At 43.5% G+C, this 22,170-nt stretch carries 22 protein-coding genes; 3 read left to right on the forward strand and 19 right to left on the reverse strand.

Features of this window, described 5'->3' with window-relative positions; all coding sequences use genetic code 11:
• Nucleotides 1-84: 84 nt before the first annotated feature.
• The 3 genes from BA70_RS11515 to BA70_RS11525 all read right to left on the reverse strand — a co-directional run bounded on the left by BA70_RS11515 (nucleotide 85) and on the right by BA70_RS11525 (nucleotide 1,804).
• Complete coding sequence (locus BA70_RS11515; protein WP_034322237.1) at nucleotides 85-837, reverse strand: HAAS domain-containing protein; 753 nt, start codon at nucleotides 835-837, stop codon at nucleotides 85-87.
• A 4-nt stretch (nucleotides 838-841) separates the two neighbouring features.
• Nucleotides 842-1,168 carry a PadR family transcriptional regulator gene (locus tag BA70_RS11520; protein ID WP_034322240.1) on the reverse strand — a complete coding sequence of 109 codons (327 nt, stop codon included), beginning with the start codon at nucleotides 1,166-1,168 and terminating at the stop codon, nucleotides 842-844.
• A 114-nt stretch (nucleotides 1,169-1,282) separates the two neighbouring features.
• The gene (locus BA70_RS11525; protein WP_034322378.1) at nucleotides 1,283-1,804 is read right to left on the reverse strand and encodes an acyl-CoA thioesterase; all 522 of its coding nucleotides are present in this window, start codon (nucleotides 1,802-1,804) and stop codon (nucleotides 1,283-1,285) included.
• Nucleotides 1,805-1,983: 179 nt separating this feature from the next.
• Between BA70_RS11525 and BA70_RS11530 the strand changes: the two genes are divergently transcribed.
• Nucleotides 1,984-2,844, forward strand: a complete 861-nt coding sequence (locus tag BA70_RS11530) for a dimethylarginine dimethylaminohydrolase family protein (RefSeq protein ID WP_034322243.1) — start codon at nucleotides 1,984-1,986, stop codon at nucleotides 2,842-2,844.
• 62 nt (nucleotides 2,845-2,906) lie between these two features.
• On the opposite strand, the gene BA70_RS11535 is transcribed toward BA70_RS11530, so the two are convergent.
• The 10 genes from BA70_RS11535 to proG all read right to left on the reverse strand — a co-directional run bounded on the left by BA70_RS11535 (nucleotide 2,907) and on the right by proG (nucleotide 13,502).
• Nucleotides 2,907-3,875: an ABC transporter ATP-binding protein gene (locus BA70_RS11535; protein ID WP_034322245.1), complete on the reverse strand. Its 969-nt coding sequence runs from the start codon at nucleotides 3,873-3,875 to the stop codon at nucleotides 2,907-2,909.
• Complete coding sequence (locus BA70_RS11540) at nucleotides 3,875-4,783, reverse strand: C40 family peptidase (RefSeq protein WP_034322246.1); 909 nt, start codon at nucleotides 4,781-4,783, stop codon at nucleotides 3,875-3,877. The genes BA70_RS11535 and BA70_RS11540 overlap by 1 nt, the downstream gene beginning before the upstream one ends.
• Entirely contained in the window at nucleotides 4,783-5,862 is a 1,080-nt protein-coding gene (locus BA70_RS11545; protein WP_034322247.1) for a dipeptide epimerase, read from the reverse strand. Before BA70_RS11545 ends, BA70_RS11540 begins: the two co-directional genes overlap by 1 nt.
• Entirely contained in the window at nucleotides 5,859-6,800 is a 942-nt protein-coding gene (locus BA70_RS11550) for a S66 peptidase family protein (protein ID WP_034322249.1), read from the reverse strand. Before BA70_RS11550 ends, BA70_RS11545 begins: the two co-directional genes overlap by 4 nt.
• A gap of 310 nt (nucleotides 6,801-7,110) precedes the next feature.
• Complete coding sequence (locus tag BA70_RS11555; protein WP_034322251.1) at nucleotides 7,111-8,733, reverse strand: peptide ABC transporter substrate-binding protein; 1,623 nt, start codon at nucleotides 8,731-8,733, stop codon at nucleotides 7,111-7,113.
• A complete protein-coding gene (locus BA70_RS11560; RefSeq protein ID WP_034322252.1) occupies nucleotides 8,730-9,743 on the reverse strand; it encodes an ABC transporter ATP-binding protein in 1,014 nt (337 codons plus the stop codon). The genes BA70_RS11555 and BA70_RS11560 overlap by 4 nt, the downstream gene beginning before the upstream one ends.
• 7 nt (nucleotides 9,744-9,750) lie before the next feature.
• Nucleotides 9,751-10,713, reverse strand: coding sequence for an ABC transporter permease (locus BA70_RS11565; protein ID WP_034322254.1), 963 nt, complete (start codon nucleotides 10,711-10,713; stop codon nucleotides 9,751-9,753).
• A complete protein-coding gene (locus BA70_RS11570; protein WP_034322257.1) occupies nucleotides 10,710-11,645 on the reverse strand; it encodes an ABC transporter permease in 936 nt (311 codons plus the stop codon). The genes BA70_RS11565 and BA70_RS11570 overlap by 4 nt, the downstream gene beginning before the upstream one ends.
• 18 nt (nucleotides 11,646-11,663) lie before the next feature.
• Nucleotides 11,664-12,488, reverse strand: coding sequence for a M55 family metallopeptidase (locus BA70_RS11575; RefSeq protein WP_034322261.1), 825 nt, complete (start codon nucleotides 12,486-12,488; stop codon nucleotides 11,664-11,666).
• A 189-nt stretch (nucleotides 12,489-12,677) separates the two neighbouring features.
• Nucleotides 12,678-13,502, reverse strand: a complete 825-nt coding sequence (gene proG, locus BA70_RS11580; RefSeq protein ID WP_034322264.1) for a pyrroline-5-carboxylate reductase ProG — start codon at nucleotides 13,500-13,502, stop codon at nucleotides 12,678-12,680.
• A 169-nt stretch (nucleotides 13,503-13,671) separates the two neighbouring features.
• Here proG and BA70_RS11585 point away from each other — a divergent pair, with 169 nt between their 5' ends.
• Entirely contained in the window at nucleotides 13,672-14,994 is a 1,323-nt protein-coding gene (locus tag BA70_RS11585; RefSeq protein ID WP_034322266.1) for a S1C family serine protease, read from the forward strand.
• A 231-nt stretch (nucleotides 14,995-15,225) separates the two neighbouring features.
• Here BA70_RS11585 and BA70_RS11590 read toward each other — a convergent pair whose 3' ends face one another.
• Entirely contained in the window at nucleotides 15,226-16,182 is a 957-nt protein-coding gene (locus BA70_RS11590; RefSeq protein ID WP_034322269.1) for a ring-cleaving dioxygenase, read from the reverse strand.
• Nucleotides 16,183-16,512: 330 nt separating this feature from the next.
• Between BA70_RS11590 and BA70_RS11595 the strand changes: the two genes are divergently transcribed.
• Nucleotides 16,513-17,838, forward strand: a complete 1,326-nt coding sequence (locus BA70_RS11595; RefSeq protein ID WP_034322272.1) for an APC family permease — start codon at nucleotides 16,513-16,515, stop codon at nucleotides 17,836-17,838.
• 12 nt (nucleotides 17,839-17,850) lie between these two features.
• Here the strand turns inward: BA70_RS11595 and BA70_RS11600 are convergent, their stop codons facing one another.
• The 5 genes from BA70_RS11600 to lpdA all read right to left on the reverse strand — a co-directional run bounded on the left by BA70_RS11600 (nucleotide 17,851) and on the right by lpdA (nucleotide 22,168).
• Nucleotides 17,851-18,180 (reverse strand): hypothetical protein, encoded by a 330-nt coding sequence (locus BA70_RS11600; protein WP_024719605.1) that lies wholly within the window; start codon nucleotides 18,178-18,180, stop codon nucleotides 17,851-17,853.
• Nucleotides 18,181-18,242: 62 nt separating this feature from the next.
• A complete protein-coding gene (locus tag BA70_RS11605) occupies nucleotides 18,243-19,199 on the reverse strand; it encodes a sugar-binding transcriptional regulator (RefSeq protein WP_034322278.1) in 957 nt (318 codons plus the stop codon).
• 93 nt (nucleotides 19,200-19,292) lie between these two features.
• Nucleotides 19,293-20,099 carry an SDR family NAD(P)-dependent oxidoreductase gene (locus BA70_RS11610; RefSeq protein WP_034322281.1) on the reverse strand — a complete coding sequence of 269 codons (807 nt, stop codon included), beginning with the start codon at nucleotides 20,097-20,099 and terminating at the stop codon, nucleotides 19,293-19,295.
• A complete protein-coding gene (locus BA70_RS11615; protein WP_239646664.1) occupies nucleotides 20,056-20,760 on the reverse strand; it encodes an SDR family NAD(P)-dependent oxidoreductase in 705 nt (234 codons plus the stop codon). The genes BA70_RS11610 and BA70_RS11615 overlap by 44 nt, the downstream gene beginning before the upstream one ends.
• Before the next feature lie 25 nt (nucleotides 20,761-20,785).
• Entirely contained in the window at nucleotides 20,786-22,168 is a 1,383-nt protein-coding gene (gene lpdA / locus BA70_RS11620; protein ID WP_034322288.1) for a dihydrolipoyl dehydrogenase, read from the reverse strand.
• Nucleotides 22,169-22,170: the final 2 nt, after the last annotated feature.

A 22,170-nucleotide genomic window follows, 5' to 3' on the forward strand; every position in this document is an offset into this window, starting at 1 on the left:
CTCTTCCCATTGTAAAGAAAAACATGATTCCATTTCTACATTTTTTTAGAAAAAGAAAAGCACATCGTTTAGGATGTGCTATGCTTACATTGAATGTTCATTTTTCTTGTTTGTTTTCCTTAAAAAAGTGATCGTGAGCAAAACTAAAATGACAATGGAGAGCAGACTTGTGGAAAGAAGCATCAGAGGCGATGTCCATCCAATCCATTCGAATAGAAGCTGCGGTCCGAAGAAGATCAGCGGAATCAGCGACACCATATTCGCTTTTAATATTGCATTAAATAAGACAATACACAGCAGCATAAGAAGAATGACGCCCCATCTTTGACTCGAGGTAAGCACAAGTAAGGGTGTGCCAAGTTTTTGATCCAATAATTTCACTGTGATCATGGCGGTCATCTGAAAAACACCTAATATCCAAAAGTAAAAAAAAGCCCTCCTGCTTGTTTGAAAAGCAGACGCTCTAAACATCACAATGGTCATGATGACATTGGCCACTATAATCAGCGGATAACCAATGAGTGCATACCAAGAATACGATAAACTTTGACTGATGGCGTCTGCTAAAATCATGTAAAAGAGCGATCCAATTAAAAAAGCACTGACAAACGGAACCCAGTCTTTATAATTTCTAGAAAGCTCTTTTGCTAACTCGTCAGCAAAGCCCCGCGGATCTCCGCCGAACACATCCTCACCTGTTTTACCATCTTTTTCAGCGTCGACAGCGTGTGTCGTCAGTTCATCCATCAGCTCGTCAATGTCGTCCTGATTTTTCCCCTTTGATATGAGATAGAGTTTCAGCTCTAGTAAGATGTGTCTTGTTTCTTTTGATACCATATTCTCACTTCCCTTTATGTAATAAGCGCTCTACATTTCCTGACAGCTCATTCCAGCGTGCGATAAAATCTGTTAGCACTTGTTCTCCCGCTTGAGTGAGCGTATAGTATTTCCTTTTCGGTCCACTTGAGGATGCTTTTGTGACAGTGCTCACTAGCTGTTCTTTTTGCATACGCAGCAGAATCGGATAAATACTTCCTTCACTAATTTGATCAAACCCATAATGCGCGAGCTTCTTCGTCATTTCATACCCATAAATTTCACCTTCAGAAATAATCGACAGCAGGCAGCCTTCTAAAATTCCTTTTAGCATTTGTGTTGATGTTGTCATCATTGATCCTCCGATTTCAGTATCTTGTATCACAAGATAGCTTCATCTTAACACACACTATCTTGCCATGCAAGATACCATGATAGAAAAAAATCACCGCTTAAAGGGTGATTTTTACGCCCATGGTTTATCTGTCCCAAGTGCGTCAGCCAATGCTTTACTATGCTTTCGGCGGCTTTTTCTTTCCTCTGCTCGCTGCTTCGCTGTTTGATGCAGCATGATTTCTTCCTCTGTTTCCGGCATGACTTGTGGGACTTTCTTTGGCTTCCCGTTTTCATCTAACGAGACAAAGGTAAGAAATGAAGTCGCTGCGAGTCTGCGCTCTCCAGACATCAAGTTTTCTTTGATGACCTTGACGAACACTTCCATAGAAGACGTGCCGACCCATGTGACATAGGACTCTAAACATACCGACTCCTTTTGTCCAATCGGCTCTAAAAAATCAACTGAATCCATTGATGCCGTGACCGTTTCACATCGGCTGTGTCTTGCTGCCGAGATGGAGGCAATATCATCTATATAACTCATTAATTTACCGCCAAATAATGTTTGATGGTTATTCGTATCGAGAGGGAAAACCCTGCTTGTTTTAACGACTTTTGATTCTTTACAATACTTGAAATTTTCTTCACTCATCATCATAGCCCCTTCTTGCTGATTTCTTTGATGCGGAACGCTTTTTATTAAACACTATTCTTTTAGGTTTGTCTAAACTTTTTGCTTTAGTCTCACATGAGAGATTTTCTTTCGGAAATGTTTCAACATTTACTAGAAGGAGGAATAATAGAACTATCTACGAACAAGGAGGCCATTTGATGGATTCTATGAAATCAGAGAAAGTGTACAAAACACCGCACTGTATGAGTGAATATGATGATTTACAAGAAGTCCTCTTGTGTAGCCCTATCTATATGGAAATCAAACAAATCATCAACGAAACCCAAAAGCATTTTGCTAGAGAAAATATTTCTCAAATCAAAGCAGTGGCTCAGCATAAGCAGCTGATTCAAACGTTAAAACACCATCATGTACGGCCTACCCTGCTTCCTGCAAATGACCGCTTCCCTGAACAAGTCTTCACTCGGGATATTGGGTTTATGATTGGACATACCTTATTTGTGTCAAACATGGCCGCTCCGGTTCGACAAGGAGAAGAACAATCCTTAAAAGAGTGGGCTCAGGCAAAGGGATGGACATCCGTCACCCTGACAGAAGGAACAATTGAAGGCGGCGATGTGCTTGTGGATCAGACCCGCGTATTTGTTGGAACGAGCAAAAGAACAAATCCAGCCGCTATCCATCAGCTAAAAAAAGAACTGCCGAATCACGACATCTTTCCCATTCATCTTCCTTCTCATATTTTGCACCTCGATTGTGTAATGAATATTCTTTCTCATGAGGAGATATTGATTTACCCTGAAGCCTTCACCAAAGAGGATCTTCACTTGCTCAAAAAGCATTATGACCTGATTGAAATAAGTGAACAAGAGCAATTCACACTTGGACCAAATGTTTTATCCATTGGGCAGAAAAAAGTGATCAGCTTGCCCATCAATCAAGAAACAAATGCTGCATTAACCGCTCATGGGTACACCGTCATTGAAGTGGATTTTTCAGAAATTATTAAATCTGGCGGCTCTTTTCGATGCTGCACACTGCCTATTCGGCGTTCATAATTACAAAAAAGCCAGCTAGTTTACTTGCTGGCTTTTTTGCGACTTGTCCTATTTTCATGGCTTTATTTTCTATCGTATAAATGACAGGCAACTTCATGTCCTTCTTCCGCTGCTTGTAATGTCGGTTTTTTTTCAGCACAGACGTCCATGGCGGCAGGACATCTTGTTCGAAATACACAGCCGCTTGGCGGGTTCACTGGACTTGGAATTTCTCCTTTTAAAATGAATCTTTTGCGCTTGTCCTCCACGTCAGGATCTGGAATCGGGATAGCAGATAGCAGAGCCTGTGTATACGGATGCAGCGGCGTCTTATATAAAGCATCACTACTGGTCATTTCCACGAGATGTCCTAAATACATCACACCAATTCGATCGCTAATATATTTGACCATAGACAAATCATGCGCAATGAATAGAAACGTTAATCCTTCCTCTTTTTGCAGCTTTTTCAGCAAATTCACGACCTGCGCTTGAACGGATACATCTAGTGCAGAAATCGGCTCATCTGCCACAATAAATTTTGGCGCTAAGGCAAGTGCTCTTGCAATTCCTATTCTCTGCCTCTGTCCTCCGCTAAATTCATGCGGATAGCGGGTGGCGAAATCATAGCTTAGCCCTACCGCTTCAAGTAGTTCTTTCACGCGGGCGATCCTTTTCTTTTGACTCCCATAAAGGTTATGGATCTCCATCGGTTCCAGCATAATATCTTTTACTGACAGCCTTGGGTTTAAAGATGAATACGGATCTTGAAACACCATTTGGATTTGTCTATTGAAATCAAATGCTTCTCTTTTAGACAGGTGGTGAAGACTTTTTCCTTCATACAAGGCTTCGCCATCTGTCGGGTCGTAAAGCCGCATGAGCACCTTTCCAAGTGTGGATTTGCCGCAGCCGGACTCGCCAACGAGACCAAAGGTTTCGCCTTGTTTCAGCTGAAAAGAAACGCCGTCTAATGCTTTTAAGGTTCTTCCTTTGGCTAGATGAAAATGTTTTTTTAGATTGCTAACTTGTAAAAGTGGTTCAACTGCCATCACACCTTCCCCCTTTCGTTTGGCAAATACCGCCTTGCACCTGCCCATTCTCTCTCATATGAAGTGCCAGAAAGGGAAAGAAGCTCAATTTGTTTGCCGGTTTTAGGCGAGTGAAGCATGAGGCCATCTCCCGCATATATCCCAACATGGCGAACAGCTCCCTTGCCGTTTTCATTTGCAAAAAACATCAGATCACCTTGTTCTAAATCGCTTGATGTGACCGGGGTTCCTTGAACTGCTTGATCACTTGCGTCTCTTGGCAAAAGATATCCGCACGCTTTGTACATGCTGTAAGCAAAACCGGAACAGTCGTAGCCAAAGCTGCTCATGCCGCCCCATAAATACGAAAGCCCGATAAATTGTTTTCCAATGTCTAAAGCATCCTTTCCGGTCATAGTGAAAGGTAACGAAACCGAACGCACATCCTCTTTTTTGATTTCTCTTCTTCCTACTGGGGTAAGAACATGAAAATGATCACTGGCTTCTTCAACCACTGCCAGCTCTGTTAAAAAACTAACCTCCATATCCTCTTTCCCTTTTTGATATAACACGGCTTTTTTCTGATCTACGACATGGGTTGTAGCTGGCGCACCCTCCTCCGTTACTTGCTTTAATTGCTGAACAGGGATATAGCCAGGGTAGCCTTGCGGATGTTTCCGGCTTGCCTGCTGAGGGATTACGACTCTCATCCACCCGTCTGTCTCTTTTAATCCAATGACTCGTTCGCCGAGCAGCACTTGCGATTGAATCAGATTTTCTTCACATAAAGCCAATTTTTCTTCATACGTTTGCTGGTCAATCCACTCTTTGATTTTGACGGAGCCCTGAAGAATCTTCCGATCGATTTCTCTTGGCGACTGCGGCGCTGTCCATACATTCGCGACTGGAACCTTTGATTCATATATCATCACGAGACTCCTTTCACTCCTTGAATGCCTAACCCATGATGTGGCGGAAAGAATATATCTTTTCCTTTGTACACGATTCCTCCGTCTATTAAGTCCTCTTTTAGCAAAAGCGGGGCATCAAAGTCGTAGCGGGTAATATTCTGCTGGCTTGCGGCGAGATGAGCGGCTGCTGTAATACCAAGTTTGGTCTCAATCATACTGCCAACCATGCACTTTACGCCGTAAGCTTCTGCTAAACCATTGATTTTCAGTGCTTCTTTTATACCGCCTGATTTCATTAATTTTAAATTCAGCAGATCACAGCTTCTCGTTTCAAGCACCTTGATTGCATCATGGAATCCGAAAATGCTTTCATCCGCCATAATCAACGTGTCTGTTGCTTCTGTCACCCGGCGCAGGCCTTCGATGTCTTCTTTAGGCACTGGTTGCTCAACTAATTCGATATTCAGCGCCTCCATTTTCCGAATGGCCACGATCGCTTCCTTCCACGTCCAGCCCTGGTTCGCGTCGAGCCTGATTTGAATATCCGGCCCGACTTTTTCTCGAATCCGCTTGATGCGCTGAATATCAGTGTCTATGTCATCTTTTCCTACTTTTATCTTTAAAGTAGGAAAGCCTTCAGCTACATATTGCTTCGCATCTTCCGCCATCTCTAGCGGCCGGTTGACACTGACCGTATAATCGGTTTCAAGCTGATCGCGATAACCGCCAAGGTATTGATAAAGCGGAAGCCCTGCCTGTTTCGCTAAGCCATCATAAATCGCCATATCAATTGCAGCCTTTGCACTTGTGTTCCTAGCGAGCACACGGTCTATAGCTGAAAAGATTTGTTCATATTGCGACAATGAAGTCCCAAGCAAGATCGGCCTGATCACTTCACAGATGGCATAGTCAATGCTTTCTAGCGTTTCACCAGTAATCACCGATGTTGGAACTGCTTCTCCGTAGCTGATATCACCTTGATCATATGTGATGATGACGATCAGAGATGCTGCGTCATACACCGTTCTTAAAGCGGTTTTGAACGGCTTCTTTAGCGGTACATTCGTTCTGCATGTACGAACATCTACGATTTTCATTTGATCGCCTCTTTTGCAGCGACACCCGGAGAAATGTGCAGTTTTTTTCCTGTCGCATCTAATACAGCCTGTGTGCCTATTGGGATGGCAAAGTTCGGAGATGAATGACCGATCCGAAAGCCGCCAAGTGCAGGTTTCTTTTGCGGCACAATATAGGTCTCCCATAGCTCTTCCAGCGTTAAGGACTGCTCTTTCTTTTTTGGCTCACATAGATGAAAATCCCCAATGATGAATCCAGCCGCTTCCTCTAATTTTCCAGCAGATGTAAGGTGCTGCATCATTCGATCGATTTTATATGGTTCTTCGTCAATATCTTCAATGAACAAAAGCTTCCCCTTCGTATCGATCTCAAATGGTGTACCAAGTGTTGTCACGATGAGGGCAAGGTTCCCTCCTGTGATTTCGCCTGAGGCAGTGCCGTGATAGAAGGTATGGAGAGGTGACAGGTGATGCGTATACGTAAAGGTCCTTGGAGTGAACAGCTGCAAAAAAGTATCCTTCGTATACGGATGGACCTCCTCACATCCCACATCAGAGGCAAGCATCGGGCCATGAAAGGTCACAAGACCTGTCTGCTGCTGGATCGCCGTATGTAAAAACGTAATATCGCTATAGCCCCAAAAGATTTTTGGGTTCCGGCGAATGAGGTCATAATCAATGGCTTCCGCGATTCTTCCAGTCCCGTATCCTCCGCAAGCACAAATCACAGCCTTCACTTCGGGATCTTGAAACATGCGATGAAGATCTTCTACTCGCTTATGATCATGACCTGCTAAATACCCATACCGGTCGTCGATATACTTCCCTTTTTTCACCTTCAGCCCAAGGCTTTCTAAAAAGGCAATCCCTTTTGCTAATTTCAGCTCATCAGGCGGGCTTGCTGGTGCAATAATCCCCACCGTATCCCCTGTTTGAAGTGCAGCTGGCAGCTGATTCATGCCATATCCCCTCTTTCTCTTTTTCTTTCAATCTATGGGCATCTTCTTCATAACATGAACGATTAAAGGAACAGACGCTTTTTTCAAAGCGTCCCAGATTGTTGACAAAGTGCTAAAATGATCTTTATTTTAGCACTTTGTTTCTTTTCAGCGTGATAGAAAGCCCTTGAAGTCTAGGAAGGACGAGTACCGGGGCGGAGCGAATGAAATATTCGTGAGCACCGGCACGCAGGACTGACAACGAATGCGAGGGTTTGTCTACACGCTGAGACGCTTTTTTCAAAGCGTCCCTTTACCACATTTACTTCATTTACTCTCCATCTACTTGTGCCCATTTCAAATCGATATAACCAACAGGGTGACGGACAATGCCCTTCACACCTTCTTTTTGTAGATGTACTTGGTTATAAAAATGGATTGGAATAATCGGTGCTTCTTCAATGAGAAGTGCCTCCGCATCATGAAGGGTGTCGTTTCTCGTTTGTTCATCTGCTTCTTGGCTCGCCTTCTTGATCAACTGATCATAGGTGTCGTTTGACCATCCTGTCCGGTTCATCGCATTTCCTGTTTGGAAGCTCTCTAGGAAATTGATCGGATCTGCATAGTCTGCTAAAAATGAACTTTGCGAGAATTGGAATTTCAGTGCCTTTTGATCTTCTGCAAACACATTCGCTTCCATGTTCGCAAGCTTCACGTCTACACCTAGCGCTTCTTTTAACTGTTGCTGGATCGCTTCAGCTTTTTTCTTGTTCTCAGGCTTTGTACTATATGTTAATGTGACGGGCGGCAGCTTTGAATAGTTCTCTTCTTTTAGCCCTTTTTCTAACAGCTTCGCGGCTTCACTCGTATCATTTTTCACAAGATCGCCGCCAGCTTCTCTGAAATCCTCACCCTTTGAATCTAGAATTCCCGGCGAAACGAAGGCGCGTGCTGGCTTCTCTTCATTTTTCGTTACATAATCCACAATATCTTGCGGGTTGATCGCCATTTGAAAGGCTTTGCGAATGTTCTTATTTTGAAAAGGTTCCATGTTCACATTCAGACGATAAAAGAACAGTCCGGCCTGATCTTCAATTTGGACATCTTTATTTTTCAGCAGATTTTCACTTTGCTCTGCTGGGACAAAGGCAGTATCTAAATCTCCTGATTGATACATTTGATAGTCTGTGTTTCGATCACTGATCATCAGCCATTTCACTTGATCCAGCTTAACCGTTTTTTTGTCCCAATACGTCTCACTTTTTTCCATTGTGAAGCTCTCGTCATGCTTCCACTCTGTGAGCTTAAACGGTCCATTCCCGACAAAGGTTTTGGCATCCTTCGCCCAGTTCGGATCTTTCTCTGCCACTTTCTCATTCACAGGAAAAAAGGCAGGATTTGCTGTCATATTTAAGAAAGATTTCTGCGGGTACGCAAGTTGGACTTCAAGCATTTTGTCATTTACAGCGGTGACTTTCACGTCTTCTTTCTTTCCTTTGCCGCTGTTAAATGCCTCGCCTCCTTCAATCATGTATGCTAAGAACGATGCAGAAGATCCTGTTTTCGGATCTAACAGCCGCTTCCAAGCATATTCAAAGTCGCTCGCTTTGACTGGATCACCATTCGACCACTTGATGCCATCTCGTAAATGAAACGTGTACGTTTTCCCATCCTCGGAAATTTCCCATTTTTCCGCCATGGCAGCAGATGGTTCGTGCTTTTCATTCAGTCTCGTTAGCCCCTCCATTAAGTTATTCAGCCCTTGCCAGGATACATTATTAAAGCCAATCGGCGGATCAAACGATGTTGGTTCGTTTTCGTTATTTATTGTTAACACTTTATTTTCAACCTTATTGCTTGACGATCCTTTGCCTGCTTGCTCATTGGCTGTACATCCAATGAGTAGCATCATAGATAACAAACATACACTGACGATCCAACCTTTTTTTCTCATGAGATACTCCCCCTTTGTGTTACAGATAAAATCGTTTGTTTTGCTCGCTCATCCTGGAGCCAGCAATGCACTGTATGAGTAGGTGAACGCTGCGTTTCATGCGGCATGATATGATCACACACTTTCATGGCTGCCGGGCAGCGCTCTGTATACGGACAGCCTTTCGGTGGAGCAAATAAATCCGGCGGGCTTCCTTCAATTGGAATGAGTTCATCTTTCATATCAAGTCTTGGAACGGATTGCAGCAGTCCTTTTGTGTACGGGTGCTGCGGACTGTAAAAGATATCCTGTCTTGTGCCGACCTCAACCATTTTCCCTCCGTACATCACAGCCACTCGATCTGCGACTTGAGCTACAACCCCTAAATCGTGCGTGATTAAGATAATGGTGACACCTGTTTTCTTCTGAATCTCTTTAAATAGCTCTAAAATTTGCGCCTGTATGGTGACATCTAGGGCGGTTGTCGGTTCATCTGCTATCAGCACCTTAGGCTCGCAAATCAGTGCCATTGCAATCATGAGCCGTTGTCTCATTCCGCCGCTGAACTGATGTGGATATTGCTTTAGTCTCTCCTTCGGCTGCGGAATGCCAACCAAATCAAGCATCCGAATGGCGGCTTCTTTCACTTCTTTTTTTGTCAGCTTCTGATGCTCCTTCGCTGCTTCCATCAGCTGATCCCCTATTGTCAAAGTCGGGTTCAATGCGGTCATCGGATCTTGGAAGATCATAGAGATATCGACACCACGGATGGCACGCATTTCTTTTTCAGATAAAGAAAGCAAGTTACGGTCACGAAACCAAATTTCCCCCTGATCTACATGAGCGCTGTATGCCGGAAGAAGCCGCATGATGCTTTGTGACGTCACACTTTTTCCGCAGCCTGATTCTCCAACAATGGCAAGGGTTTCTTTTTCATACACATCCACATTCACCCCGCGTACCGCTTGAACCGATCCGCCATATGTCCGAAAGCTGACATGCAGATCGATAATTTGAAGAACTTTTTTCAAAGCGCCATCACCTCTTCATCTTTGGATCAAGCGCATCTTGCAAGCCATCACCTAAATTGTTAAAACAAAACATCGTAAGTGAAATAAAAAATGCAGGGAAGAACAAACGCCACCAGTGACCATTGTCTGACAGCACAGTTGGCAAAGCATCATTGGCCATCACGCCCCAGCTTGCAAACGGTGCCTGGATTCCTAAACCGAGAAAGCTTAGGAACGCTTCGGCAAATATCGCTGTCGGCACAGTCAAAGTCATCTGGACGATAATCGGCCCCATCGTATTCGGCAGTAAGTTCCGGCGGATGATTCGCAGGCTTTTTGCACCAAAGGTTTTCGAGGCAAGGACATATTCCTGGCTTTTCAGCTGAAGAACCTGACCTCTCACGATTCTCGCCATTCCAATCCAACCTGTGACAGTGAGTGCTACAATAATGGTGACAAGCCCGGGCCCCATGAGCACCATCAATAAAATGACGACGAGTAGATAAGGAAGACCGTAGAGTACCTCGACGATTCGCATCATGACATGGTCATATCTCCCGCCCTTATAGCCAGCAATACCGCCATAAATCACGCCGATGGCAAAATCAATGAGGGCTGCCATCACACCTACAAATAACGAAATGCGTGCTCCGTACCATGTACGCGTGAACACATCTCGTCCAAGCTCATCCGTTCCAAACCAGTGAGCAGCAGAGGGCGGTAGATTTTGCATCGAAAGACGCTGCTCTGTCACACTATTTGGGGCAAGCAGCGGACCTAAGACCGCCATCATAAAAAGAAAGATCAGCACTGATAGACTAAACATCGCGAGCTTATTTTGCTTTAGCCGTCTCCATGTATCTGCCCAGTACGAAAGAGAGGGTCTTTTAATGGCATGGGCTTCAGTCTTCTTTTGCTCCCTAGGAGAAAACCATTCATCCGGCACTTCATGGTTTCGATTCGGTTGATCGTGCTGAAGGTGTACACTCATGCCTTTCCTCCTTTCTGATGCAGCTGAATCCTTGGATCAAGCAGACGATACGCCACATCTACAATGTAAAGAAGTGTGATTAAAATAATGCTGTAAAAAACAGTGGTACCCATGATCACAGGGTAATCACGGTTGTTAATACTCTCGACAAAGTATTTTCCCATTCCAGGAATGGCAAATATTTTTTCAATAACAAAACTTCCTGTTAAAATACTTGCGACAAGTGTTCCAAGAATGGTCACAACGGGTAAAAGCGCATTCCGAAGCGCATGTTTAAACACAATTTTAAAAGAAGAAAGTCCTTTCGCTTTGGCAGTGCGAATATAGTCCTGCGACAGCACTTCAATCATGCTCGATCTCGTTAACCGGGCAATAATAGCCATTGGACCGACAGCCAGTGCGATTGTAGGTAGCACCATATGCATCGGACTTGTCCACATCGCTGTAGGGAAAAGCTTCAAATTCACAGCAAGCTGCTGAATTAATAAGGTAGCAAAGATAAAGTTTGGAATGGATATACCGAAAACAGCAATGGTCATGGCGATATAATCAATCAAACCATTATGCCGGAGGGCAGCCATAACCCCTAGCAGGATGCCGGAGATGACAGCAATCAATATTGAGATAAGACCAAGTTCTAATGAGACTGGGAAGCCTCTCGCCAATAGATCATTGACACTTTCAGAAGGCTTTTTAATGGAAGGACCAAAATCAAAGGTAACGATGGATTTTAAATAGATGACATATTGAACATAAAGTGGTTCGTCTAAGTGATAGTAGCTTTCGAGGTTTCGTTGGACGGTTTCATTTGTATTTCGTTCTTCATTGAAGGGCGATCCTGGAATGACCTTCATCAAAATAAATGTTAAAGTCGTAATGGTTAAGATCGTGGCAATCATTGCAATGAAACGCCTGAGCAAAAAGCTGGCCATCTGCTGTCTCCCCCTCGCTTAACAAAATGTTGTACGTGCGGCAAGCTCTGTCATGACAAGCATCGCTTGGTAGGCTTCTAAAATATTTTTTGCTTGATACGTCACCGTCGTCGTTCCTTCTACGATGGCAGTACCCGGCATTAAATTCGCCCATTCAGCTTGTCCATAATTGGCAAACTCGATCTTAAGCATTGGCTGATCAGGAGGCGTCAGCGGCTTGATTTGATGAATTTGTTTCATTGCAGCTTCCACTTGCTGCGAGATTTGTTTATTTACCTTGGCTGGGGATAAGCATTTTACAGCAGATCTTGAAATGGTTTCTTTCACTGCAACAGTTTTCACGCCAGGCATCAGCTTTTCTGCTTCAAATGCCGCTTGATCGTCTCCGCATACAAGGATCACCGGAACACCATAATAGCCTGCAACATACGCATTAAAGCCCATTTCACCAATTGGATGATCATTTATGTAAAAATGTCTGACACCAAAAATCATACTGTGGGACATCACACCTTTCATTGACGCCCTCGCATGGTAGCCTAAAAAAACAGCTGCATCATACGTTTGATCTAATCCTTGCACCATTGAATAAGGTTTTACATCGCCTGATATGAGGGCTGCCTCTTCATGCAGTTCTTCGATCAAGAGATTATTCATTTTAGAATGACTGTCATTGATTAAAATATCGGTTGCACCATGCCCAAGAAGAGCTTCTACACAGGCATTCACTTCACCTGTCATGATTTTTCTGCCCCGCTCATAATTGTGCTGACGGGCATCGACAAATGTATGATCAGCTAGACCAGTAATACCCTCCATATCGACAGATACATAGAGCTTCATCCCCATCCCCCTTTAATTAAACTTAAAATTTGTGTATATTTTTCTAAATTTTCTAAAAAATTATATGAGAACTTGATTGATTTTTCAATACATTTTCTAAAAATAAGGAGTTTAGACTCAGCTAATACAGGTCAAAAGAATAGCAAGTAAAGGGTTTTTTTAACAAATAAAACACCACTAACTATGTCTTTAGTGGTGTTTATCTGCTTCGTCGACCTGCAATTTCAGCTGATCGTATTTCTTCATGGTTTGTGTAAATAAGTCATCAAACATCTGGGGTGCCTGCCTTTGAATGACCGAAGCGCCTTCTCCTGTAATCCCGCCTTTTGTCGCCACCCTATTGACCGTTTCAGCGAATGTGAGGCCGTGTTCTACAAGGACTTGTCCTGTGCCTAAAAGCGCATAAGTTAAAAATTCATATGCTTCCTCTAAGGAAAGCTCACTATTTCTCACCGCGGCTTTCGCCATTTCTTCAAAAATAGCAGCGATAAAACCAGGAGATGAGCTTGTCAAATTACTCGCCGCATCAAACCGATCTTCCTCCACTTCCCGGACGATGCTAAATGCTGAAAGCAGACGGTTCAAGCGTTCTTTCTCTTCATCCCCTACGGTAACACCATGTGCAACAAGTGATACGCCCGTCCCAACGGCTGAAGTCAAAGTTGGGATGTATCTGGATACTGGTTGATTCGTATGCTGCGTTAATTTATCTAACGTTACAGCCGCTGCCACTGACACAACATGTATCGCTTTCTTTGCCGGGTGTAGCTGATCCAGAACATCAAGTACAGCAAGCGGCGGCACACAGACAAACAGAACATCACATGACGCAGAAAGTTCATCTAATGAGCAGATGTTAACATCTTGGTGCTTCTCTTTGAGCTGATGAAGCCGCTCCGTTTCACTTCTTGTATGAATCATAAACTGTCGGGCATCTAGCACCCCTTTTTCCAGCCATTTTTGTACCATCATATCAGCCATGCTTCCATATCCAATGATTCCTATTGTCTCCACAGTTTAATCTCCTCTATTTTGCTTAGATTCACTACTTATTTTAACAATTTCCCACAATGTTTTCATTTTTATCCCACATTTTTTTCTTACGATAAAGTCAGTATCCACCACATACCGTAAAACACCTTGAACACATACATGTAAAAATTGATGAAAGAGAGTGATCCGAATGACAAATCACAAAGATGAAAAACAACCTTCATATGAATTACAAACAATCGAACAACCAAAAAAACAGAAGAAGAAGCCGAGTGGTTGGTTTAAACCGTTCATAAGCGGCATTGTAGGCGGTACGTTAGCATTAGGTGTCTACGTCCTCACGCCATATGCTCAGCACTCAGAAAGCAGTACAGCAAATGAATCGTCAACAAAAACCGAAGCTGTCTCCACTAATGATACAAGTACCAATACGTCAAAATCCACTGCCGTACAAACATCGAATTCATCAAGCAGCATTTCCAATATGGTCGAAAATGTATCACCAGCCATTGTCGGCATTACAAACTACCAAGCGCAAAGTCAAACAGATACGAGCTTTGGCGATGTCAATACGCCTTTTGATGAATCACAGCAAAACCAAAACAACAGCAGTCAAGAGGAAGAGACCGGTACAGGCTCAGGAGTGATTTTTAAAAAATCTGGCAGTAAAGCCTATGTATTAACAAACAACCATGTCATTGAAGGGGCAAACAAACTGACGGTCTCCTTGCATGATGGCAAAACCGTTGAAGGAAAACTGGTCGGTGCAGACCCGCTGACTGACCTAGCAGTTGTAGAAATTAGCAGCAGCAATGTCACGAAGGTTGCGACATTAGGCGATTCTTCTTCACTTCGAGCTGGAGAAACCGTCATCGCTATCGGAAACCCACTTGGTGAAGATTTATCAAGAACCGTGACGCAAGGAATTGTCAGCGGTGTCGATCGAACGGTCTCTATGAATACATCAGCTGGCGAGAGTAGCATCAATGTCATTCAAACAGATGCAGCCATTAACCCCGGCAACAGCGGCGGACCGCTTTTAACAACAGACGGAAAGGTTGTGGGAATTACGAGTATGAAAATCTCTGAAACAGGTGTTGAAGGAATTGGATTCGCGCTCCCAATGAATGATGTCAAACCAATCGCCGAACAGCTTCTCGCAAAAGGAAAAATTGAGCGTCCATATATCGGCATTAGCATGCTGGATCTTGAACAAGTCCCGGATGTTTACCAGAAAGAAACACTAGGACTCAAAAGTAGTCAGCTGGATAAGGGCGTGTACGTCAAAGAAATCGCCGCCGGCTCACCTGCTGCAAAAGCTGGCTTAAAATCAGAGGATGTCATTACCGCCATCAATGGCAAAAAAGTAAAAACCGGCAGTGAATTACGACACGAACTTTACACGAATACAAAAGTAGGAGATGCAGTGAAGATTACACTCATTCGAAACGGAAAAGAAGAAACAAAACAAGTCACATTAACGCAATCGGAGTCAAAGGAAGTAAGTTCCTAACAAAAAAGCAGCTCATCAAATGAGCTGCTTAGATTATTGACAAAGGGCTAAAATGATCTTTATTTTAGCCCTTTGTCTTCTTTGCAGCGTGATAGAAAACCTTTGCAGTCTAGGAAGGACGAGTACCGGAGCGGAGCGAATTTGACATTCGTGAGCACCAGCACGCAGAACTGACACCGAATGCGAGGGTTTGTCTACACCCTGAGCAGCTCATTAAATGAGCTGCTTTTGCTATGATGACTGGATTGGGGTTAATCGTTGTTCAATTTCTGCTCGTTTGTGCTCTAGAAATGGCGGAAGTGCTAGCTGATCACCAAGCTCATCCACTCCCTCATCTACTGTAAACCCAGGGCCATCTGTTGAAATTTCAAACAAAATACCATTTGGCTCTCTAAAGTAAAGTGCTTTGAAGTAGAAGCGTTCCACAACACCAGAATTCGTGAAGCCAGCCTTTGATATTTTGTCATGCCATTTTTCTAGCTCCTCTGCATCTTCCACGCGAAAGGCGACGTGATGAACACTCCCTCTGCCAGAACGCTCAGATGGCCCTTCTGCTTTTTCAATCACATGAATCTCTGTTCCAGCTCCGCCATTTCCTGACTCAAAAATGGTCACAATTTCACCATCACTTGATTGTTCACGTGCCCTTTCAGTGAAACCAAGGATGCCCGTTAAGACGCCGATCGTTTTTTCTACCTTTGCAACTGTTAATTCTACTGGACCTAAACCTCTAATCGCAAAATCTGCAGGAATATCGTCATGTACTGGCGGTGAACCTGCCTCATGTCCGCTCGGTTCTACTGTCAAAAATAGTTGCTGCCCTTCTGGATCTGTAAATCGCAGGGCAGGTCTTCCGCCTCTTAAGGAAGCTGTTTCTTGCTGCACGCCTTTTTCTTCAAACCGCTTCTCCCAAAATGAAAGTGCTTCTTCAGAAGAAACGAGAAGGCCTGTGCGTGTGATGGCATTGGTTCCTTCCAAACGGCGGGCCAGCATTGGAATTTCAAAGAATGTGAGTTCCGTTCCTGGTGAGGCGACCTCATCTCCATAAAACAAGTGATACATAGAAGGGTCATCCTGATTAACTGTTTTCTTCACAAGTTTTAAGCCAAGGATTTGGCGGTAGAAATCAACATTATTCTGAGCATTGGCTGTTAGTGCAGATACGTGGTGAATCCCATTTATTCTCATTATTTTTCACTCCTATTTCAAAATATCTCGAATTCAAGATAATATCCTTATGAATAAAATAGGTTATTTTTCAAGAAAAGTCAACCGTTTGGCTGCACGTTTACTGGATGTTCGGTTTCCGCCCTTTAAATTAACATTAAAACGAAAATAATCTTATATTGTTCGTTTTTAACACAACATTCACCCTAATATCTCCAATAAACAAACACTTTTAAATTCAAATACGAAAATCAGAAAATTTTTTTAATTCTTGTTTTCTTAAAATCGTATTACAATGAACAAAATACATGTCACAGTAACGTACGAAAGTGATGCAGGAGGTCGTGTGTAATGAACAAAGAACAACCAGCGTTAAAACAAGACATCGGCTTATTTTTTGCCCTATCTCTTGTCATCGGGACAATTATTGGGTCAGGCGTCTTTATGAAGCCAGGCAACGTCCTTTCCTATTCAGGAAGCTCCGACATCGCATTATTTGCTTGGCTGTTAGGTGGAATATTAACCCTTGCAGGTGGACTGACTGTCGCCGAAATTGGTACACAAATCCCGCGAACCGGCGGCTTGTATGCCTATCTTGAAGAAGTGTACGGTGAATTTTGGGGCTACTTATGCGGCTGGGTGCAAATTATCATTTACGGACCTGCCATTATTGGTGCTCTTGGTCTTTATTTTGGTTCATTATTATCCAATTTATTTTCTCTTTCTTCTTTATGGTCTACAACTATTGGCATTATCACGGTTCTATTTTTATGTGTCATCAACATGATGGGAACGAAATACGGTGGGTTTGTACAAGGACTAACCACGATCGGAAAGCTTGTCCCAATTGCCGCTATTATTGTGTTTGGCTTATGGAAAGGAAATGAAAACATCTTTACGGCTGTCAACGATAGTATCGCTCAGATGAACTTCGGTGCAGCGGTTTTGGCTACGTTGTTTGCCTATGATGGCTGGATTTTGCTTGCAGCGCTTGGCGGTGAAATGAAAAACCCAGAGAAACTGCTTCCTCGAGCGATGGCAGGCGGGATTTTAATTGTCACGGCCTGTTATCTCTTTATTAATGTGGCACTTTTGCACGTGTTACCAGCTAATGAAATCGTTCAGCTAGGTGAAAATGCAACAAGTACTGCTGCCACAATACTCTTTGGTCCAATTGGCGGTAAAATCATTAGCATTGGGATCATCATTAGTATCTTTGGTTGTTTGAACGGAAAGGTTCTTTCATTCCCACGTGTGATTTTTGCAATGGCAGAACGAAAGCAAATTCCTTTTGCCAAAGCCATTTCACGTATTCATCCTACCTTCAAAACACCTTGGGTCGCTGTATTTGTGCAAATTTTGATCGCCATTGTATTTATGATCGTTAGTAATCCAGAGAAGCTGTCAGAGGTTTCCATTTTCATGATTTATATTTTTTATGTAATGGCCTTTTTCGCTGTATTTAAGCTAAGAAAACAAAACAGCGGAATGAAGCGCGCTTATAGCGTACCACTTTATCCACTGACACCGATTGTTGCGATTATCGGCTCTTTATTCGTCTTAATCAGCACGATGATCACGGATTGGAAAAGCTGCCTTTTCTCCATACTGATCGGGATAGCTGGACTGCCTATTTATTATTATATGAAAAAGACCCAAAATAAAGCAGAGAGCTAAACAGCCTCTGCTTTATTTTTTATATTGCTTGATCACTTTGTATGATTCGTTTAAATATCTCATGAGCCGGTATGGCTTACTTAGCACGCGGATTGGGAGCCTTGAGATAAAGCCATTCAGATTCGCCTTATATTCCTGCGTCATCCGCTTTGGCTTTGTCGCAATTTTTTCATATACTTCTTTGTAAAATTCCTTCATGATGTCGACTTGCACGCTGATCTTCTGATGACACTCTGTACACTCAACGCTTTTCATTTGATCATTCACATAAACGATGCTGTGGAGGGTCTCTTCTTGGCACCGAGTACAGTGTAGATTTGCTTCCATTTCGGTTTGCTTCAAGATACACAGCTCCTTTCTCGTTTGATGTTGCTCTTTTTATACAATACGATCACCGCCGCCATTTATTGGACTGATGCTTCCTTTAAAATGGCTGTCGCAGTCTGTTCGTCGGTCACCAGCACTTGGATGAAGCCGCCATTTAAAGCCCCTAAAATACTTTCAGCTTTATGGGTTCCTTCCACAACAGCAATGACAGTTTTGACGCTCTTTAATTGTTCTAACGATAAGCCAATGACCTTTTGGTTCAGTTCATCTTGGACGGGTTTTCCTTCTCCATCAAAGAAGCGAAAACCAATATCACCGACAGCACCTGATTGTCTTAATCCAGATAAATCCTCTTCTTTTAAATAACCGACTGTTTTTAAAGTAGAGCCTTTATGCGGGTTACCAATACCGATGAGGGCAATATCCACATTCCTGCCTTCTTCAAGCACAGCTTCTATGTCCTGCATCGCCATGAGCCGTTCCTTTAATTCTTCTGTCTCTAAAATCGCAGGGGCATATAAATAGGAACATGTGCCATTCATTTTCTTTGCCAGCTCATATGCCAGCTGATTGGCATGAATGTCGACTGCCTGCCTGCCCATCCCGCCCTCTAAAGGGATGACTTTGATTTCGTTTCTTCGTTCAAACGGATATTCTTTCACAAGCTCAGCAAGCGTGGTCCCCCAAGAAATGCCGATTTTCTCAGCGTCTTTCATGTTTTTAGAAAGATAATAAGCTCCTGCCTGACCGACTGCCCGCTTGACCATCTCAGACATTGTCCCGACACTTGGGACCACGACAGCATCTGTTAATTGAAAGGTCGTTTCTAGCTGCTTTTCAAGTTCCACCGTATGAATGCTTTCGTCTTTAATGTACACTTCAACGATTCCCACATCTTTTGCTTTTTGTAGAAGTTTTGAAATAACTGGTCTTGAGACATTGAGCTTTTTTGCAATTTCCTGCTGCGTCCACCCGTCTGTATAATAAAGATGTGCAACCTTGACGAGCTGTCGTCTTTCTTCCCAATTCAGCATGTGACATCATCCTTTTAATATACTATGATTACCAGTATACCAAACATTCGTTTCCAATTGGAACAATTGTTATGAAAATGACAAAAAGAGCGATCAACTCTCCGCTCTTTTTCCCTCGGTATATTTCGGCTGGTACGTTCTCCCGCCATCTAACAGGATAATCTGTCCGTGCAAATAGCTTCCTTCGTTACTTGTGAGAAATAAAGTGAGACCTGCGATGTCCTCAGGTTTTCCTAATCTCCCGATAGGAATGAGCGATTGGAGCTGCCTTTTCTCCTCCTCAGTAGGATAAAGGGTATCAAGCATCTGAGATTCAATGACGCGGGGTGCAATCACATTGATGCGCACATGATGTGTGCCTAATTCCTTTACGAGCGAACGCATTAGGCCAAAAGCACCTGCTTTTGACGCGTAATACTGAATACCGCCGCCAGAGCCTGTTATCGCAGACCCCGATCCAATAATGACCATACTGCCTTCTTGTCGCTCACATAAATAGGGTGCCGAGGCTTTAATGCAATAAAAAAGACCATATAAATTCACAGCCAGTGTCTTTTTCCAAAGCGAAAAATCAACTTCTAAAAAGGGAAGTGATTTCGTCATCCCTGCTGAATACACAAGATGATCAATGCCGCCTAGCTCCCTTTCAGCTGCTGACATCATCTGCTGAACACTTTCCCACGATGAAACGTCAGCTTGAAACGTCAGTAGCTGAGGATGCTGTTTTTTTAAGAGTGAAAGCCCCTGTTCATCTATATCTGACACAGCAACACGATGCCCTTCTTTTAAAAAACGCTCGGCAATTTCTTTCCCGATCCCTTGGGCCCCACCAACGATAAGAACTGCTTTTTGATGATTAGCCAGCGCTCTCACCCCCGTCAAGCATAATCGCTGCTCCATCTGTAAATGCCCCATACGACGTACTTAAGAACACCGTCATATGAGCCACAGTCTCCTTGATTTGCTCTGTGTCAGGAAGCAAATGGAGAGGAGGCGGCAATAGTGCTAACACCCGGATGCCTTTGTCTTTAAATTCTCGCGCTAAACCTTTTGTCATGGCATTCAGCATACTATTCGATGTAGCATGTGACATCCCGCCATCACCTGTTATACTGCCTGAAGACGATATATTAATAATGCAGCCTTGCTTATGGTCAACCATGTGCCATACAGCGGCTTGACTGGAAAGAAAAGCTGTATTTACGGTCGATTCCACTTCATCCACCCATCTATCAGGGCTTACGCCAGCAACAAGCTCCGTGCCCACTTTTTGCTCTGCTTGATTGACCAAAATATCAAGCTTGCCGCATGTATCTATCACTTGCCTCATCATGTTCGTTGCATCTCGCGGTGTCTCTAGTCGATTCATGATGATACTTGATTGGCCACCCATTTTTTGAATGTCTTCACTAATGGTTTTTGCCTTGGATTCATCATAAAAAGTGTGTATAAAAACATGTGCACCTGCCCGGGCTAAAGCCAGGCAGATGGCTTCTCCAAACCCATCTGTGCTACCTGTTACAAGTGCCGCTTTCTGATGAAGCTGGACGTGCACATGCATCTCCTCCCTATCACTTGTTTGGCCTCTATTTTCTCAGCTTACTCACGATATGAAGGGCTGCTTCATAAAAGCCTTCTGAGATGGTTGGATGCGGATGAATCATTTTGGCCATCTCTTCTGCCGTCCCTTCTAAATACATAAATGAGGAAGCTTCTGATATCATCTCTGTTACGTGCGGACCAACCATAGTGGCGCCAATGACTTCACCATATGCTGTATCGTACACCAGTTTAATAAAGCCTGTTTGAACACCTGCCGCCAATGCTTTTCCGCTTGCAGCTAAATCGAATCGTTCTGTTTGAACTTTAAGCCCTTTTGCTTTCGCCTCTTTCTCTGTAAGCCCAACACTCGCCACCTCTGGTAATGTATAAATACATCTAGGTACGATATCGGAATTCATTTTTTCAAGCTCTCCGCATATATTACTGACCGCAACGGCTGCCTCTGCCATCGCTGCATGGGCTAGCTGATAGCCGCCGGCGACGTCGCCAACTGCATATACACCTTCAGCACTTGTTTGCATCTGGTCATTCACTTTGATAAAAGGTCCATCTAACTGAAGATTCAGCTGGCTAACCGCTGATACATTAGGCTTTCTTCCTACACAAACGAGCAGTCTTTCAGCCGTAAAGATATGTGTTTCTCCTTTATCATCTGTTGCATGAACCGCTTTGACGCCTTCGCTTTCTGTCACCTCTGTCACAGTGGTTTTCGTCGCAATATGGATGCCTTTTTTCTTTAATTCTCTTTCTAGCAGCTTAGATGCTTCCTCATCCTCTTGTGGAATAATGGACGGAGCCGCTTCAATAATAGTGACTTTTGATTGTAGACTCTGGAAGATACATGCCAGTTCAAGACCAATGACACCTCCGCCAATAATGACGACAGAAGCAGGAATATCTGGGATATCAAAGATCGTATCACTTGTATCAAATTGAATCTCTTTGAGCCCCGGAATTGGCGGTATGGCAGGTGAAGATCCGGTGGCAATAATGAGCTCTTTCGTTTCAATCGATTCTGATCCGTCTTGTTGTTCAATCTCAATACGATGCTTTGTGACAGCTGTACCTCTGCCGTTATATACATCAATCTTTCCTTGCTTTAATAAAAAGGCGATTCCGCCTCTGAGCTTTTCAATGACATCATCTTTACGCTTTCTCATTTTTTCGAAGGAAAGGACCAAGTCTCCTGTTTCGATTCCCCAGCTTTTCGCCTTCTCAATTGATTCAATGACTTCTGCATGTTTGAGCAGTGTCTTTGAAGGGATACAGCCTCGATTTAAACAAGTACCACCTAGAAAATCCTCTTCAATTAAAGCGACCTTTCGTCCGCGCTCAGCTGCTTGAAGGGCGGCAGTATACCCGCCAGGCCCTCCGCCAATGACTGTCAGATCATACGTTTTCGTCATCC

Source organism: Bacillus zhangzhouensis (assembly GCF_000715205.1).
In the GTDB taxonomy this organism is placed as follows: Bacteria; Bacillota; Bacilli; order Bacillales; family Bacillaceae; genus Bacillus; species Bacillus zhangzhouensis.